General features: G+C 35.4%; 15 protein-coding genes. 3 read left to right on the forward strand and 12 right to left on the reverse strand.

The genetic code is table 11. The features are described 5' to 3' along the window. Nucleotides 1-68: 68 nt before the first annotated feature. From JXQ92_RS18945 to JXQ92_RS18965, 5 genes are all read right to left on the reverse strand, one after another. On the reverse strand, nt 69-1295 hold the full coding sequence (locus JXQ92_RS18945) for an adenylate/guanylate cyclase domain-containing protein (protein WP_421988221.1): 1227 nt from the start codon (nt 1293-1295) through the stop codon (nt 69-71). A 187-nt stretch (nt 1296-1482) separates the two neighbouring features. Then, on the reverse strand, nt 1483-2382 hold the full coding sequence (locus tag JXQ92_RS18950) for a hypothetical protein (RefSeq protein ID WP_421988222.1): 900 nt from the start codon (nt 2380-2382) through the stop codon (nt 1483-1485). Nucleotides 2383-2450: 68 nt separating this feature from the next. Continuing rightward, nucleotides 2451-3329: a helix-turn-helix domain-containing protein gene (locus tag JXQ92_RS18955; RefSeq protein ID WP_421988223.1), complete on the reverse strand. Its 879-nt coding sequence runs from the start codon at nt 3327-3329 to the stop codon at nt 2451-2453. Nucleotides 3330-3440: 111 nt separating this feature from the next. Continuing rightward, nucleotides 3441-4025, reverse strand: a complete 585-nt coding sequence (locus JXQ92_RS18960) for a hypothetical protein (RefSeq protein ID WP_421988224.1) — start codon at nt 4023-4025, stop codon at nt 3441-3443. 386 nt (nt 4026-4411) lie between these two features. Beyond that, the gene (locus JXQ92_RS18965) at nt 4412-4855 is read right to left on the reverse strand and encodes a winged helix-turn-helix transcriptional regulator (protein ID WP_421988225.1); all 444 of its coding nucleotides are present in this window, start codon (nt 4853-4855) and stop codon (nt 4412-4414) included. Between the two features lie 117 nt (nt 4856-4972). Between JXQ92_RS18965 and JXQ92_RS18970 the strand changes: the two genes are divergently transcribed. From JXQ92_RS18970 to JXQ92_RS18980, 3 genes are read left to right on the forward strand one after another with little or no spacing between them, the layout of a single operon-like run. Then, nucleotides 4973-5506 carry a hypothetical protein gene (locus JXQ92_RS18970; protein WP_421988226.1) on the forward strand — a complete coding sequence of 178 codons (534 nt, stop codon included), beginning with the start codon at nt 4973-4975 and terminating at the stop codon, nt 5504-5506. 25 nt (nt 5507-5531) lie between these two features. Beyond that, the gene (locus JXQ92_RS18975) at nt 5532-6122 is read left to right on the forward strand and encodes an NAD(P)H-dependent oxidoreductase (RefSeq protein ID WP_421988227.1); all 591 of its coding nucleotides are present in this window, start codon (nt 5532-5534) and stop codon (nt 6120-6122) included. 28 nt (nt 6123-6150) lie between these two features. Next, nucleotides 6151-6888 carry a GDSL-type esterase/lipase family protein gene (locus JXQ92_RS18980; protein ID WP_421988228.1) on the forward strand — a complete coding sequence of 246 codons (738 nt, stop codon included), beginning with the start codon at nt 6151-6153 and terminating at the stop codon, nt 6886-6888. A 194-nt stretch (nt 6889-7082) separates the two neighbouring features. Here JXQ92_RS18980 and JXQ92_RS18985 read toward each other — a convergent pair whose 3' ends face one another. From JXQ92_RS18985 to JXQ92_RS19015, 7 genes are all read right to left on the reverse strand, one after another. Next, a complete protein-coding gene (locus JXQ92_RS18985; RefSeq protein WP_421988229.1) occupies nt 7083-8807 on the reverse strand; it encodes a hypothetical protein in 1725 nt (574 codons plus the stop codon). 237 nt (nt 8808-9044) lie between these two features. Continuing rightward, complete coding sequence (locus JXQ92_RS18990; RefSeq protein ID WP_421988230.1) at nt 9045-9383, reverse strand: type I restriction-modification system subunit M N-terminal domain-containing protein; 339 nt, start codon at nt 9381-9383, stop codon at nt 9045-9047. Nucleotides 9384-9404: 21 nt separating this feature from the next. After that, entirely contained in the window at nt 9405-10508 is a 1104-nt protein-coding gene (locus JXQ92_RS18995) for a nucleotidyl transferase AbiEii/AbiGii toxin family protein (RefSeq protein ID WP_421988231.1), read from the reverse strand. After that, nucleotides 10505-11269, reverse strand: coding sequence for a DUF6577 family protein (locus JXQ92_RS19000; protein WP_421988232.1), 765 nt, complete (start codon nt 11267-11269; stop codon nt 10505-10507). Before JXQ92_RS19000 ends, JXQ92_RS18995 begins: the two co-directional genes overlap by 4 nt. 254 nt (nt 11270-11523) lie before the next feature. Beyond that, on the reverse strand, nt 11524-12027 hold the full coding sequence (locus tag JXQ92_RS19005; protein WP_421988233.1) for a hypothetical protein: 504 nt from the start codon (nt 12025-12027) through the stop codon (nt 11524-11526). Nucleotides 12028-12489: 462 nt separating this feature from the next. Further along, entirely contained in the window at nt 12490-13569 is a 1080-nt protein-coding gene (locus JXQ92_RS19010) for a restriction endonuclease, SacI family (RefSeq protein WP_421988234.1), read from the reverse strand. Continuing rightward, on the reverse strand, nt 13562-14659 hold the full coding sequence (locus JXQ92_RS19015) for a DNA cytosine methyltransferase (RefSeq protein WP_421988235.1): 1098 nt from the start codon (nt 14657-14659) through the stop codon (nt 13562-13564). The genes JXQ92_RS19010 and JXQ92_RS19015 overlap by 8 nt, the downstream gene beginning before the upstream one ends. Between the last annotated feature and the right edge of the window lie 64 nt (nt 14660-14723).

A 14723-nucleotide genomic window follows, 5' to 3' on the forward strand; every position in this document is an offset into this window, starting at 1 on the left:
TGATGATAACGATTTGTGCATGGTGCGTATCCCGAAGGGTAGGCATTATACACCATGTTAGCTACAGTTTATTTTACAAAGTACATTTCCAATTCCCCTTTTCCCTTTGCATGGATCTTTCCACGAGAAAGACATGTAAACTCGTTTTTAATCAGTTCATAGGTGGATGAAGATATATTGATTTTACCTGCTTCACCAGTTGATTCTATTCTGCTGGCAGTATTTATCGTGTCTCCAAAAAGGTCGTAAGCAAATTTCTTTTTGCCTACAACACCTGCTACTACCGTTCCCGAATGTATTCCAACCCGCATTCTCCATTTTATTTCATGGCTTTTATTTCTCTCTTCAAGATAGGAAAGCATGATTTGTGCTGCTCGAATGCAGTTTGCAGCATGATTTGTCATTTCTTTATCAAGGCCACATGCTGCCATATATGCATCACCAATTGTTTCAATCTTTTCAACTTCCGTTTCTTCCATTATTTCATCGAAACGACCAAAAATATCATTGAGTTCATTGACCAATGTGATTGCCGGTATAGATGCTACGAGTTTTGTAAACCCCTCAAAATCAGTGAATAGAACGGTGATGTTCTTGTGTCTTTTAGGAATTGTCTTACCACTTTCTTTTAAGTCCCTGACAATGTTTGCTGGAAGAATATTGTGCAGAAGATCATCTGACTTTTTCTGTTCAGCCATTAACGATTCCTCTGATTTATCAATTAACACAGACATACTGGAGATGAGTATAAGGCAAATGAATCCAGTAATGCCGATATTAACTATCTGTGATATGTGTGGATCTAGTCCGCCAACATGACCAGTTATGTTTGATTGAAGCATTACAACGACAATCAATGTTAGGCAAGCCAAAATACTAAAGCCATGGGCTATATTCCTTGCCTTTCGGGGGAAAGTCATGTATGGCAGAATAATTATTAGGAAACAAACGACTGCAATGCCTGAGGAATATCCCAACAAATAAAGAAACACGAGAACGGATATATAAGATGCCAGGATAAGCCATATAGAAGCCATGATCCGCCACCCTTTCCTGTTAAACATTAACGCCATGAGAAACATCAATCCCAACAAAGCATTACTCCCGTAAATCACCAGTGCGTCTGTGAGAAAAAATGCAATTAGCATCCAAATTGCATTGTAACTTGCTCCTAAAATGGATGCAATATTCGTTACACGTAAATATCTGATTTCAGTACTCGAAGAGTTATAATTAGCACCAATGTCAACCAGTCCTTGAAAGAATCTAGATTTATTTTTATCATTAGTTGACATAAGCTCTTCTCAAATTCTATGGATTATTAACTTCTGTTTTATTGTAGTTAACGTCTTGATAAAAAACGTAAAGAGTAAATAACACCTTGCTTTTCGATTTTAAGATACTTATTTAAATATAAAAACGGTTCGAGTTTGCACCCGAACCGCTATTGCTTTTATACATTATTGTAGGTAGTTTTTTTACCTAAAAGTTGAATTTTCCGTTACTGTTTTTATGTTCAGTAGCAGGAGCAATAGTTTCCATTACATCCCAATGTTCAGCAATTTTTCCATTTTCAATTCTGAACAAATCGTAAAAAGAAGTATGTTTTCCAGCAAACTGCCCTTCACTTACTGCAAGTACAAAATTACCTTCTCCTAATACAATATGATTTTTTTCATAAACCATTGTAATTCCATTTTTTGCCATTTCTTCAAGAGCCTTACCTAATCCTGATAGTCCATCTCCAATCATAGAGTTGTGCTGAATATAGTTGTCGCCATCAAAGTAATTTCCCATTTTGTCATAACCACCATTTACTAAAACAGTATTTACAAAATCTTTGACTATTTCTTTATTAGCTTCGGTCTTATCCAAATCTGTTAAAGTAGTACTTCCGTCTGTTTGAGTTCGGCTACTTGGATTTACGTCTGCTATTTGAGAAAGATTGTCCCAATGCTCGACAATTTGCCCATTGTCATATCTGAATATATCAAATCCAACTTTTGGTCCGAAAAAATCATAAACAGTGTGCGAAAAGGTGAAGCCTCCATCTTGAAAAGAACGTACAACATTCGCTTTAAAACCACCTTCTGGCGCATTTTGTAATACGGCTCCAAAACCTTCTAAACCATCAGCAACACCAAGATTGTGCTGTTTATAGTTTGTTGGATTAATATACGCAATGGTTGATTTGTCTCCATTCTCAAGACTTTCTAGTAATGCGGATGATTTTTCTTTGTTTGTTAACTCTTTTTTTGATTCCATTTTTTCTGTGTTATTTGTTTTTGACTCTTTCTGTTTAGTTCCACAAGAAGCTATTAAAAGTGCTGCTGCAACTGTTAGGACTATTTGTTTCATTTCCTTGATTTTTATTTGATACAAAGGTGAAACAGCTATTGTGATACTGAAAGATTGAAAACGGAAGAATAATGGTTAAAATCGAACCTTTTCTATTTTGAAATTGATTTTACGAAGGAATTTGGGGTTAAACTTGTATGCTTTTTGAAGTATTTCGAAAAGTTTGTCGGGTCTTCAAAACCTAATTTATAAGCTAATTCTGTAACCTTTAGGTTTGAATTAATTAGATTTCTTTTTGCTTGAAGAATTATAAAATCGTCAATTACGGTTTTAGCTGTTTTGTTTACCAGCTCTTTACAGATTACGTTTAAGTGTTTATATGTGATGGTTAATTCTCGGGCATAGAAATCAGCACTTCTACTCTTTGATAAATGTGTTTCAATTAAAGAAGTAAATTTTTGAAACACTTTGATGTTTGAATTATCCTTTACATCAAAGGTTTGATTCTGCTTTAAATCTTCAGCTTTTGAAACAAGAATAACAAACAAGGATTCAATAATTGTTTTCCGATTGAATGATTCGTTGCCACTAAATTCTTGTTGTAGCAGGTTGAAATAAGTTCTGAAATCAGATTGTTTTGGGATTTTTAAAATTTGAGAAAATAATTGTGGGTTAAACAATCTAAACACAAAATCTTCAGGCAAATTAGAAAAGCAATTAACAAAATATTGCTCAGTGAATATGATACAGAAACCATTTAAGTTACCTGAAAAATCAAATGCATTAACTTGCTCTTTTGTCAGATAGACTAAACTATTTTCTTGTACCGGGTGCCAATTAAAATCAATGAAATGTTTGCCTGAACCACTTGTAAAAAAGATCAAATTATAAAATTTGAGCTGATGTGGTAATTCAGGATCGTGATTGAATTTTTCCTTTTCTCTAGCAATTTTTTCAATGGGAAGAATTTCAAACCCAAAGTTTTCGCTTCTAGCAGCATCAAATTGTATATGTGGAATGTTCTTTTTCATATTACCTACAACGGTTTGGATATGGCTTGTGGCGGTGTTGGTAAATAGTACTGGGCTTTCGTAAACCACAGGAATCTCTATTTGCTATATACAGTGTTGTACACAGTATTTTTAATTTTTCCATTCTAAATATTGAGTCGGACTCTCTGTATTGTTCCAATGAATTTTCAAAGTGTCCTTACTTACCGAAACAATCTTTCCTTTTTGGATAAAGTCATTGTAAAATATGGTGAGGCTGTCTCGATTCAATAAGTATGGCATTGCTCCATCTCCGTCATAGTCCACTATATAAAATTCTGTCGGTTTAAACCAAAAGTCTGCATGAGGTCCGTCAGGGTCTAATGTCCAAATTTTGAACAATTCTGTAGTATCAACAGTTGGGTTGGTGATTATTGACTTTTCAGGTCTGTTAATATTTTTACTTTCCAAATCTGTGTTATACTCTGAAATAATATAAATATTTCTGCCTTGCTCGTCAGCAAGTTGATTATAACCATTTAAGCTGTCAGTCTTTTCCGAAACTGAACCATCTTCTATAGATTCAAATTCACACTCTTTAGTTTCATAATTCCATCTTCCATCTTTATCCAAGCAACTGTCGACTTTGAAGAATTGGTCAATTTTCGGATAAGCCCAAATTCCTGTCAGAAATAAGAGTAGTCCTAAGATTAATATGATTAGTCTGTTTCGTTTCATTTATATAACGCCCAACGTTCGAAGGTATGATCTGTGAATTATGGAGGGATACCAAAATGTTTAGTTTGCCTCTAATACAGTTTTAGTGATCGAGCTATCTGTTTGATACCTAAGATACGATTGAAATGATTGATTTTGCATATTCCGGGAACCTGTCTGCCGAGAGGCAGGTAAGATCAGTTGACAATTCAAGCTGCTGATGGTTTATACCGGATGTTGGGTATTAGTGCTTTGGTTTAAAACCTGTGAAGTGTTATAGTTTAGGAGCTTGATTTGCTTCGAACGTTGGGATTAATGAATAGGCTGGAAGCCCAGCGAAAGTCTATGTCCCTCGCGGGGCATTAATCCCAACGATTAGTATATGAAGTACAGCATCCCACTGGGTGCTATGATTTCGTATACTGTGTTTTAGCCAGTTTTTCTTTATAGTTCTTTTTAAGTGCATTAATAGCACCTTCTCTATTGCTCTTCATGAATTCAAGCTCATCAGTTTGTCTCATGATTGGATTGAATTCTCTTAAATTTTGGTCGCTCCAAATAGCTAGATCCACCACAACAGGTGCAAGTGATAATCCTTTTTCAGTTAAATGATAAAGTTTAGTTTTCTTATTGGTTGGATGATTTTTTCTTTCTACAAGTCCATAGGACTCCAAGCATTTGAGTTTCAAAGTGAGAATACTTGTAGAGATGGCTTCATCACTATCTGTAAAATCTTTAAATGTTTCCATCCTTTCTATCAGCATCTGCTTGATAATTATCAGTACCCACTTATCCCCTAAAATATCAATAGCTGAAGTAACTGGGCAGTCGCATCTAAATTCTTGGTTCATAGTAATCAAAGTTGAAATCCAAATCTGGAAATTTTTAAATAATTACTTCGGTTTCCAAAGTAATTATTTACTTTTGCTTCGGAAACAAAAGTAATATTTTATAAACAGCCAACAAAAATGAGTACAGAAACAATTTCAATTTTAGGGTTAACCCTATCTTTAGCTCCAGCAGCCGTGCATGCTGTGGAGGTCATCAAGCCCACTTGGGTAAGTTGGGTGGTGAATTTGGTATTGCCCGTGTTTGCACCTGGCTTGCCAAACAAACAGAAGTCCATCAATGAAAAGGAGCAGTTAAGTATGCTCGATGCTGCTATTGCTGCCGCTCCTGAAGCCAAAAAGACTGCTGCTAAAGATTACATTTTCATCCTGCTGTTTGAGCAAAGACAAGGCGCATTAGCGTTCATTGCTATGTTCGTAACGTCTATTTATGCAATGGGTTTGTCTTTACCCGAACGACATACCATTCACCTGTTGTTCGTGTTAATGTCTGCACTATTTGCTTTGGTTAATGCCAATCAAGCTGGTATTCCATTCTTGGGGCATCATCCTAGGGTATCCAAAAATGGGCGTAATGTAGGTATTGTGTTTTCTCTTTTTTGGATAGCATCTACCGTACTGAATTATCTAGCATTCAATGCGTCATCGATTTAATTAAAAAATTTTAAATATTTCAATAATGAAAAAAGCACTAATAATAAACGGGCATCAAGAATACCCTTTCGCTAAAGGTGAATTGAACAGAGAAATTGCGAAAAGAATAGGAGATTATCTACAGAGTATGGGTTTTGAAATAAAAACCACAACCATGAAAGATGACTGGAATGCGGATGAAGAGGTAGACAAACATACTTGGGCAGATATAGTCATTTTACAATCACCGACTAATTGGATGGGGCTGCCTTGGAGTTTCAAAAAATATATGGACGAGGTATACACAGCAGGTATGTTTGGTAAAATGAGTCAGAATGATGGCAGAACAGCAGAAGCGCCTAAGAAAAATTATGGTGGTGGAGGCCTTTTGAAGAATACTAAATATATGTTATCGCTCACTTTCAATGCGCCAGAAGAGGCATTTAATGATTCGGATGATTTTTTTGAAGGAAAGAGCATAGACGATTTATTCTTCCCTCAACATATGAATTTCAAATTTTTTGGAATGCAAAAGCTGCCAACTTTTGCCTGTTTTGACGTAATGAAAAACGGGAATATTGAAAACGATTTTCATCGTTTAGAACAACATTTAAAGGAGGTATTTAATAATCAATAACAACACTTAATAGGTGAAAAATAAGAGAATGAAATCCACATTAAAGTACTTAACTATTGGTCTATCGATTTTGATGCTCACCGCTTGTGAAAAAGATGATGACACAAATCCAAAACCACAGAGCACGTCAATAAATAAAATACTTCCCTTAGGCGCTTCAAGAGTTGAAGGAGCAAGACCTGAATATGAAAGTTATCGCTACGAACTGTGGAAAGATTTGAAGGAAAATGATTGGACTTTTGATTTCATTGGAACTCAATCTGATGAGGCTACTTATCCAGCATTCAATGCTATGAGTTTTGATATAGACCATGAGGGTAGAGGTGGTTCAACTTCTGGAGAAATTTTGAACGGACTAAATGATTGGTTAGACCAGACAGGTGCTCCTGATATTGTTTTATTTAGTTCACCAGGCGGAAACGATATTTTAGATGGACAAGATTACAACCAAACGATATCAAACATCAATGCAATTATTGATGCCTTACAGACAGATAATCCGAATGTGACTATCATTATTGAACAACCTGCGCAAGGACGTTCTGATTTTATGACAACGGAATTCACTAATGCCTTTAATCAAATGCGCCAAGATGTTCTGAGGATTGCAACAGACCAAACAACCACAAATTCACAAGTAATTGCGGTTGATATGTTTACTGGATTTAATGACTCTCATTTGGCAGATGAAGTTCACTACAATCAAGCAGGAGCTGAATTTATTGCGATTAGATATTACAACTTGCTTGTGGACGTATTGGAATAAGGGAAAACTACAGCCTACTGAATAGGCTGGGAGCGCAGCGGAAGTCTATGCCCCTCGAGGCGCATTAATCCCAACGTTCAGCTAAGCAAAGTCGGCTTAGCCTTTGAAATATCTCAAAAGTATCTGTTCACAATGCCTTTTGCAAACAACTAAGTAAGCCGATTGGGTTTAGCGCCTGTTATGTACCTTTCGATTCATAGACCTCTGCTAAGCTTCAGTTCATCAAAAAGTACTTTCACATAATCTCCATCTGACTCGAATTCTCCCAAGTATTTCGAAGTTAGGCTATGGAAGTTATCATTCAGTAACATAAGATCATCTGTGCTATTAGTTCTTTTAAATCTCTTTTCTCTTTTAGTCAGTTCAAGTGATGAAGCGTCAATCAATTTGTCCAGTGATGTATCTTTCTTTTGAAGTTGATTCAGGTGAGATACGAGAAAATCTATGTTGAGAAAGGTTAGGTTTTTGATTTTCTCAAATACTTGATCTAGTCCCTCAAATTCCACTAAAGTTCTAAATTCCTCATCTAAGTATCTTCCGATTCCTGGGAGATCAAAGTGAGGGTCGGTGTAGATGATTATTGGATAGATGATCAAGTTTCGTTTTTTAATTTTCAGTTCATCATACGACTTGCTTTCAAAAGGCTTGCTGGAAAGCTGCTTGATCTGGCTAAGTAGTTGATGAGTACCTTTCTTCTTAGGTTGACTAGTATTATACTTCTTATCAATTTCTGATTTAATAAGCTCATATTTCTCAGAATCGATGATTTTGGAAGGAAATAATGAATCCTTGATTTCAAAAAGGAATACTTTCTTACCTAGCCGGACGTAGGCATCAGGGTGCCCAGAAGAATTACCATTGTCAAATTCAATAATGACGTGCTTATTTTTAAAACAACCCTTTATCAGCCTGCGAAAGAGATATTTTTCAATTGCATTTTCCCCGATAAACTGTTTAAAGGCAGGAAATTTTAGAAACTTTCTTTCATTCGAAATTCCAGATTGATTGTAGAAGTCGAATAGCATACCATCATAGACCTTTCGAGCTAAGAAATCCCAGTTCATTATCACGTAAGAATTTTCACTGACTTTATAGAGAGGTTTCTCTTTTAGTCCCGTGAAATTGCCTTTGCTTTCAGAATAAGTCTCATTGTATTTTTTCAGGTCAATCACGAGTTCATCAAAGAAAGGAATTGATTGTGAATCTGACTTAATGGAGAATGGTGAAAATCGTTTAGTCTGATCCCTTTTCTGTGACAACTGAAGAGTATTGGCAAATCTGAATATATAAGTCAATGAATTAGGATCTTGAAACCTTTCTGTAAAATTCCTAACATACTGTCCAAATTCAGTTTCAAATTCCAAGGCGTCAAAAAAGCACTTTGATTTGACGATTGCTAGAAAATAGTTGTAAGGGTGGTTTAACATGAATTGGCCGATCATAATTGGCCAAGTGTTTTTTCTAAAGTAGTCAAGTGGAGAATCTGTTTGAGTATCAATTTCCATCTGACCAAAAAGTTGGCTTGTAGATACCAGATAGGCTTTGAAAATCTTTAATTCTTGTTCAGGCGTAGTATCTTCAAATGTCTCGTCTTCATGATAATGTAGTAATGAAAGGTGAAGAAACTGAAGATTAAGGTGAGTTGAAAAAATCGAAAAGTCATCAACTCCCTTTCTCCCAAACTGTTGCGCTATTTTGTGATGAATTTCTTCTTGCATGTTTTTGCTTTGTCGTTGGAGAAGAAAGTGCAACAATTTCAGATGCGTTCTGAGATCATATTGATTTAGGTAGAGTTCTCCGTTCATTACAGAGACAAGCCCCACTATAAGCTTCGTTGGTACTCCTGCAATTAGATTTTTGAATTCAGGCGGGTTATCACCGAAAATCTCTTTGTACGTTGGGATAATTCCTATCTTCATTCATCCTAGTGGTGCATAACGTTCGAAGGTATGAACTGTGAATTATGGAGGAATATCAAAATGTTAGCCTGTCCTCTAGCACAGCGCTTGTTTTCGAACTATCTGTTTGCGACTTAAGATACGATTGAATTTGTTGATTTTGAATATTCCGGGAATAAGATCAGTTGACAATTCAAGCTGCACATGGTTTATACCGGATGTTGGGTATTAATGCTTTGGTTTAAAATCTGTGAAGTGTTATAGTTTAGGAGCTTGATTTGCTTCGAACTTTTTGAGATAAGGAAACAGCTCGTTGTTTACAAAGTCTAGTAAATCATCACCTGTCTGCGCATTGTGGTCAATTTTACCATCAGCTAATTTAGGAGCTGCCCAAGTTGTCCATTGATAGGTTGGTTCTATGAGTCTCGTATACTCTTTCCCCGACAATAAAGCCGCGGCTTCTTTGTCTTGTTCAAGGTCTTCTAAATATTTTAAGAACAGCACCCAAAAGGTTTGTTCTACATAATCTAATTCACTTCCGCATCCTGCATCTTTATGTAGTATGTCGCCTATGTTTTTAAAGCTTTGTTCAAACATTTATTCAGCGTCTTTTTTATCTTAATTAATCAAATTCATTACTTCTAGGGCTTTGTACCAATAGTAAAAACCTGATTTATCTGGTTGTTTTTTAAGTCGATTCAAGAAATTCCATTCTTGATTTTCAATATTCCATTCTTTTATGTCTTGCCCTTTGTAATATTCGATTGGTGATAATTCATTATGCAAAATCTTAACAGATAGGTAAGCTATTCTTGCAGCTGCTGGCACAGCATCATCAATCCTAAAATTCCCATTCATAAGAAAACCTGTACCGAAGGCTCTTATGCCTTTTTGCAGTTCAGTGAATTTTTGTTTTTCATCTGCTGAGCCTTTTCCTTTTTTAGCCAGAATTGCGCAAGTGTCTATCGTATCTTGCAGTACTTTTTCTGTAGTTAAGTCTGATTTTTCAGTTTTACGATATTCAATTTCTTGTATGGCGAAGGCTTCAAAGCTTTGAGCAACAATCTCCATATTTTCTATTCTTTCAAAGAGTTTACTTAAATCAAATAATTGTTTGCAAACCTCCATTGAGAATGGTTGTTGGTCTTTTCCTTTAAAATAAGGGATACCAACAGTATTTGGAGCAAAGGCTGTAAGCTTATCTCCTGTAATAGCATCAATAGAGGGAACTACAATCATTGTTTCGTTTTCCGTTTCAATCCATTTGGTTTGAACAGGTCTTTCAGTTAATGCTGGATATATAGAATCTTCAATTAACACATCTAACAGAATGGTCCCAGAATATTTTCCTTTCGTTGCAGAATCAAAGGCAAAAGAATAATGTGCTTTTGGCACACCTTCCTTATAACTGCGGTGTTCGTCTAGTTCGAATGACTTGAAGTTTGATGAATCAATAACCTTGTTCAATATTGTTTCTAAGGCTTCTCTATCAGTATTACAGATGATGTCAATATCAATGGAAAATCTATTTCCTTCTTCCAATAGCAAAGCTAAACTGGTACCACCTTTAAAGGTGAATTCAAGCCCATTTGCTTTAATACGCTCAAGCAAATGCAATGCAAAGATCATTTTTTCTAGAATAGCTTTGTCTATACGTTTGTGTTCCTTCTGTTTCTTGAAGGAGTCTAGCCACTCATCTGTAAAACAATGTTCTTTTATCATTCTATTATATCTTTTACTAGATGATACATATTGTTGGTCATAAATTGCTTAATGTCTTGTTCCTTGTCTCTACGTTTGGCGTAACTGAATAATTTTGTGTAATTAAGTGTATAGTTTTTTAAAGCGTTTTCATACACGTGCATCAATTCTGCACCTTGATAGAAATAGAACAGTTTGTTTTCTGTGAAAAGGTCTACTAATATTTTTTCTAGTAGGGGAGTGTAGAATTTAGTTCTCTTTTCTGTCCTTTTCGAAATAGGCGATCTAGTGATTAGTTTTTTTATAATGACAGGCTTTTGACTCTCAGAGATATAAAAGTCAATCGCTTTTTCATCTGGATTGAGATAAAGATCAAATCTAAAGTTGTCCTTTAGTTCATAGTAGAGTGATTCAATAAAATCCTTTTCAATTTCAATGATGATTAATTTTTTGCCTGATTGATGTTGAGCAAATTCATTTATCCAATGAGTATCCCAAATACAATGTTTTACATCTTCAAAACGCTCAGAAATTACTTTGGCGAGTTTTAAAATTTCTCCAGAAATCTCCGGTTTGTACTTGGGTTTGTATGATATAGTGTAATACCCTCTTTGAATAGATTTGATGATGTTTTTATTCTTCAGGTCATATATTCTCCAACCAAAGGTGCCTTCTTTAAGGTCTGGTTCGAAATACCTAAAAAAGTCAAATAGTTCTTCCCTTGAAAAAGCATCTCTGTTTTTAAATTCCTCTAGGAGTCTATTTTCAATGATTTTCGGCATTTCAAATCTAATTTATGCCAAAGATAGTAATAATTGGCGGATATTAGAAATCAAAAAAACGCCAGTAAATGAAATCACTGGCAAATATTTGAATTATTAATTTGGGTGGCGGTGGGGAAGTGAAAGCTCTTTTGATTTTGTGAGGTACGAGCAAAATTAAATGTGCTTGAACGTGTGGTGGGCTTTTCTTTTTTCCAATGGCATACAACGTTTAGTATATGAGCCGTTTTAATGGATTATATACATTGTTGTTCTTAGTTTTTATTTTCAAAATCGTCATCCTTTTTTAAGTGCTCTTTTCTTAAACTTTCTGCGTAGTGAATAAAAGTGCCGTCAAAAAATTGTTTATTCGGACTTTCTAAAAGTGCTCCAAAGCCAGAGGTTAGTACCATTCCATCTACCAATGATTTTCTAGATTCCCAATTTTTTTTACTCAACATTTTGTTTTCGTTCTGCAAAAATAGATTCTCAACGTGCCTTATTTCCGCAGCAAATAAGTGAAACCCATGATTACGTTCTTCTTCGGTTAAGGCATCCGGATTCATTCGGAAAGTTGAAATTATTCTTGATGCTTCTTTTGAAGCACCTAAACTTAGAAGTATATGAATATCTAGGGCCGCAATCTCATGAAAAGTTGAGGCTTGTGTTGCTTTTGTATTACTCCTTATTTGTAATCCAACAAAAATCAATGAAATGATAACAGCAAGGGCTGATATGATTTGAGCAATCAAAGCATATTCTTCAAGTATTTCTTTCATAATTATGTTCTCTATTTCTATTATCAAAAGTTCAACTCATTAATTTGCTTGTGGTAATTTTTCCCATTTTCTGAAATTAAGCACAACGTTTGAAGGTATGAACTGTGAATTATGGAGGAATATCAAAATGTTAGCCTGTCCTCTAGCACAGTGCTTGTTTTGAACTATTTGTTTGCGACTTAAGATACGATTGAATTTGTTGATTTTGCATATTCCGGGAATAAGATCAGTTGACAATTCAAGCTGTTCATGGTTTATACCGTATGTTGGGTATTAGTGCTTTGGTGTAAAATCTGTGAGGAGTTATAGTTTAGGAGCTTGATTTGCTTCGAACGTTGGGATTAATGAATAGGCTGGGAGCGCAGCGGAAGTCTATGTCCCTAGCGGGGCATTAATCCCAACGGTTTGGCTATGGTGCGTATCCCGAAGGGTATGCACTATAGGTTTTGTTGGCACACGTTTTTATTTCCAATTCAGTTCAGAAAGCAGGTTTTGTATACTTTCTCTTACCGCTTCCTTAGAGTTTATTTCTATCGCAGTTTGCATTAGGCAATCAATGAATTCTTGCTTATTTAGAACATCAGACTTAAACAACATGAAACGAGAATAGCTATATATGTCCATGAAAAGAGTCATGAAACCTTTACTCTCAAAGCTGTCAAGTTTAGCCTTAATAACATCTTCATCAAAGGCTGCATTTTGACCATAGACGAACTCTCCCTTTTTACCGCCACTTTCAATGATTTTACTAAAAGCGTGTTCCAAATCATAAGCTGTGAAGTTTTTATCTTTTACTTCAACAGCATATTGGAACTGTTCGTTTTTGATAATGTCAATATCTCCAACTTCTTTTGAGGAAGCACCACTTTGATTTACTTTATGAGCAATGACTTTGAACTCTCCTTTTTGTCTAGAGTGATATATTTTTTCTAAAGTCCCAACAACAATTGCTGTAGTTTCACCTTCAAACGAATTTTCTATAAAGCGATAAATGAATTCATAAATCTCGACTAGAGTAGGATTATACTTTATCTCACTTTCATTAAGCACTTTTAGTTCTTCTATTCTTTTGTTTAGGAACTCAAGGGCACAAGACAGATATTCTTTTGCGTCTTTTGAAGAGTTGATTTTTGGCAGAGTAGTAATTAAGAGGTCTAAAGTTTCTTTGTCTCTACCTTTTCTTACGGCATTTTCATTTGATAAATGAGTAAATCTCGCTGGCTTGTTCAAGAAAGGTTCATTTGAACCACCAAGTGCATTTTGAAGAAAATCACGTTCGAATGGTACTAGAACTTGGTGACATAAACTACGAGCATCATAAGCTCCGTCTAAGGGAGCACCTGCTTGTAAAGCTAGAGGGTCGATATTTGAATTTGACGCTTTTGCAAGTATTGCATTTACCAATACGTACTTGTAAGTTTTATGGCTGCCGCCTAGCACTTTTTTTACCGCCTTTGAAATTTCATCATTTTTAGCGCATCTGTTTCTGAAGGCACTAAGTAGAGTTTTTTCTGCTATTGATTTGTCTATATTTTCAGCCATTTACTTCCATTTCTAATTGATATGGTAAATTAATTATCATGTTCTCAATGACTTCATTAACTAGGCAATCCATTACCATTTTCCCAATATGTTTTGCAAGGTTTGGAGGTACTGCATTTCCAATTTGACAAAACTTAGAAGATTGTGAACCACAAAATTCATAGTCAAATGGAAATGTCTGGATTAGTGCACACTCTTCTACAGTAAGTCTTCTTAACCTTTCAGGAGCTTCTTTAAACTCACTTGGTTTGCTTCCGTTCATGATTTTTGAATGGTACTCTTGAACCCAACCTGATTGGTTTTCATATAATTCTTTGTCATCAATAATTGGAGTTTTGTTACCACCCATTGAAGCAGGTAGAGTATTAGAATATCCGTCAAGTCTAATAGGTCGACCCATCCCATTAAAAAGCATACCTGCAAAAGGAGATTTTCTCAAAACAGGATTCGGAGTTAAAGTGATTTTTGCTTTGCAAACTCCTGTGTTGTTTCCTGTTCCTGCTTTATCTAGTACTGATAAAGTTTCACGAACTGTTGGAGCCATCTTTTTGTACGGCTCCATCATTTTTTTTAGGTCTGGAATTAGTTTTGAGTTCCCCTTAAATCCAATGAAAAAGACTCTTTCTCTTCCTTGAGGAACATCAAATTCAGTCGCATTTAAAACAACGTAATTTGTTGAGTAACCTAATTCTCTAAATCTTTCAAGTAGAGATTTTCTCAATGGTTCCCATTTTGACAAAGTACCTAATGCTTTTACATTTTCCATTACAAATGCTTTTGGATTGAGCATTTCAACTACGTCAGTAAATGTCCAAACGTGCTTGCTTCTAGGGTCATTTGGGTCCATTTTTCCTGCAACAGAGAATCCTTGACAAGGTGGCCCGCCAATTACAATGTCTACGTTTTTCAGTTCTTTAATTTCTTCTAAATAGTTGTTTATATCTCCGCAGCGTATATGGTCACCAATATTCTTTGCGTAACTCTCACAAGCATATTTGTTAAAGTCGTTAGCCCATTTTATGTCAAAACCTGCTTTTCTAAACCCTATGTCTAGTCCGCCTGCTCCCGAGTAAATTGATATTCCATTCATGTCGTAAAGTTACTTCGTTTATCTGTTTTTTTTAATGTGTGCCAACGTTCGAAGGTATGAACTG

The organism is Roseivirga sp. (assembly GCF_049099775.1).
Classification (GTDB): Bacteria; Bacteroidota; Bacteroidia; order Cytophagales; family Cyclobacteriaceae; genus Roseivirga.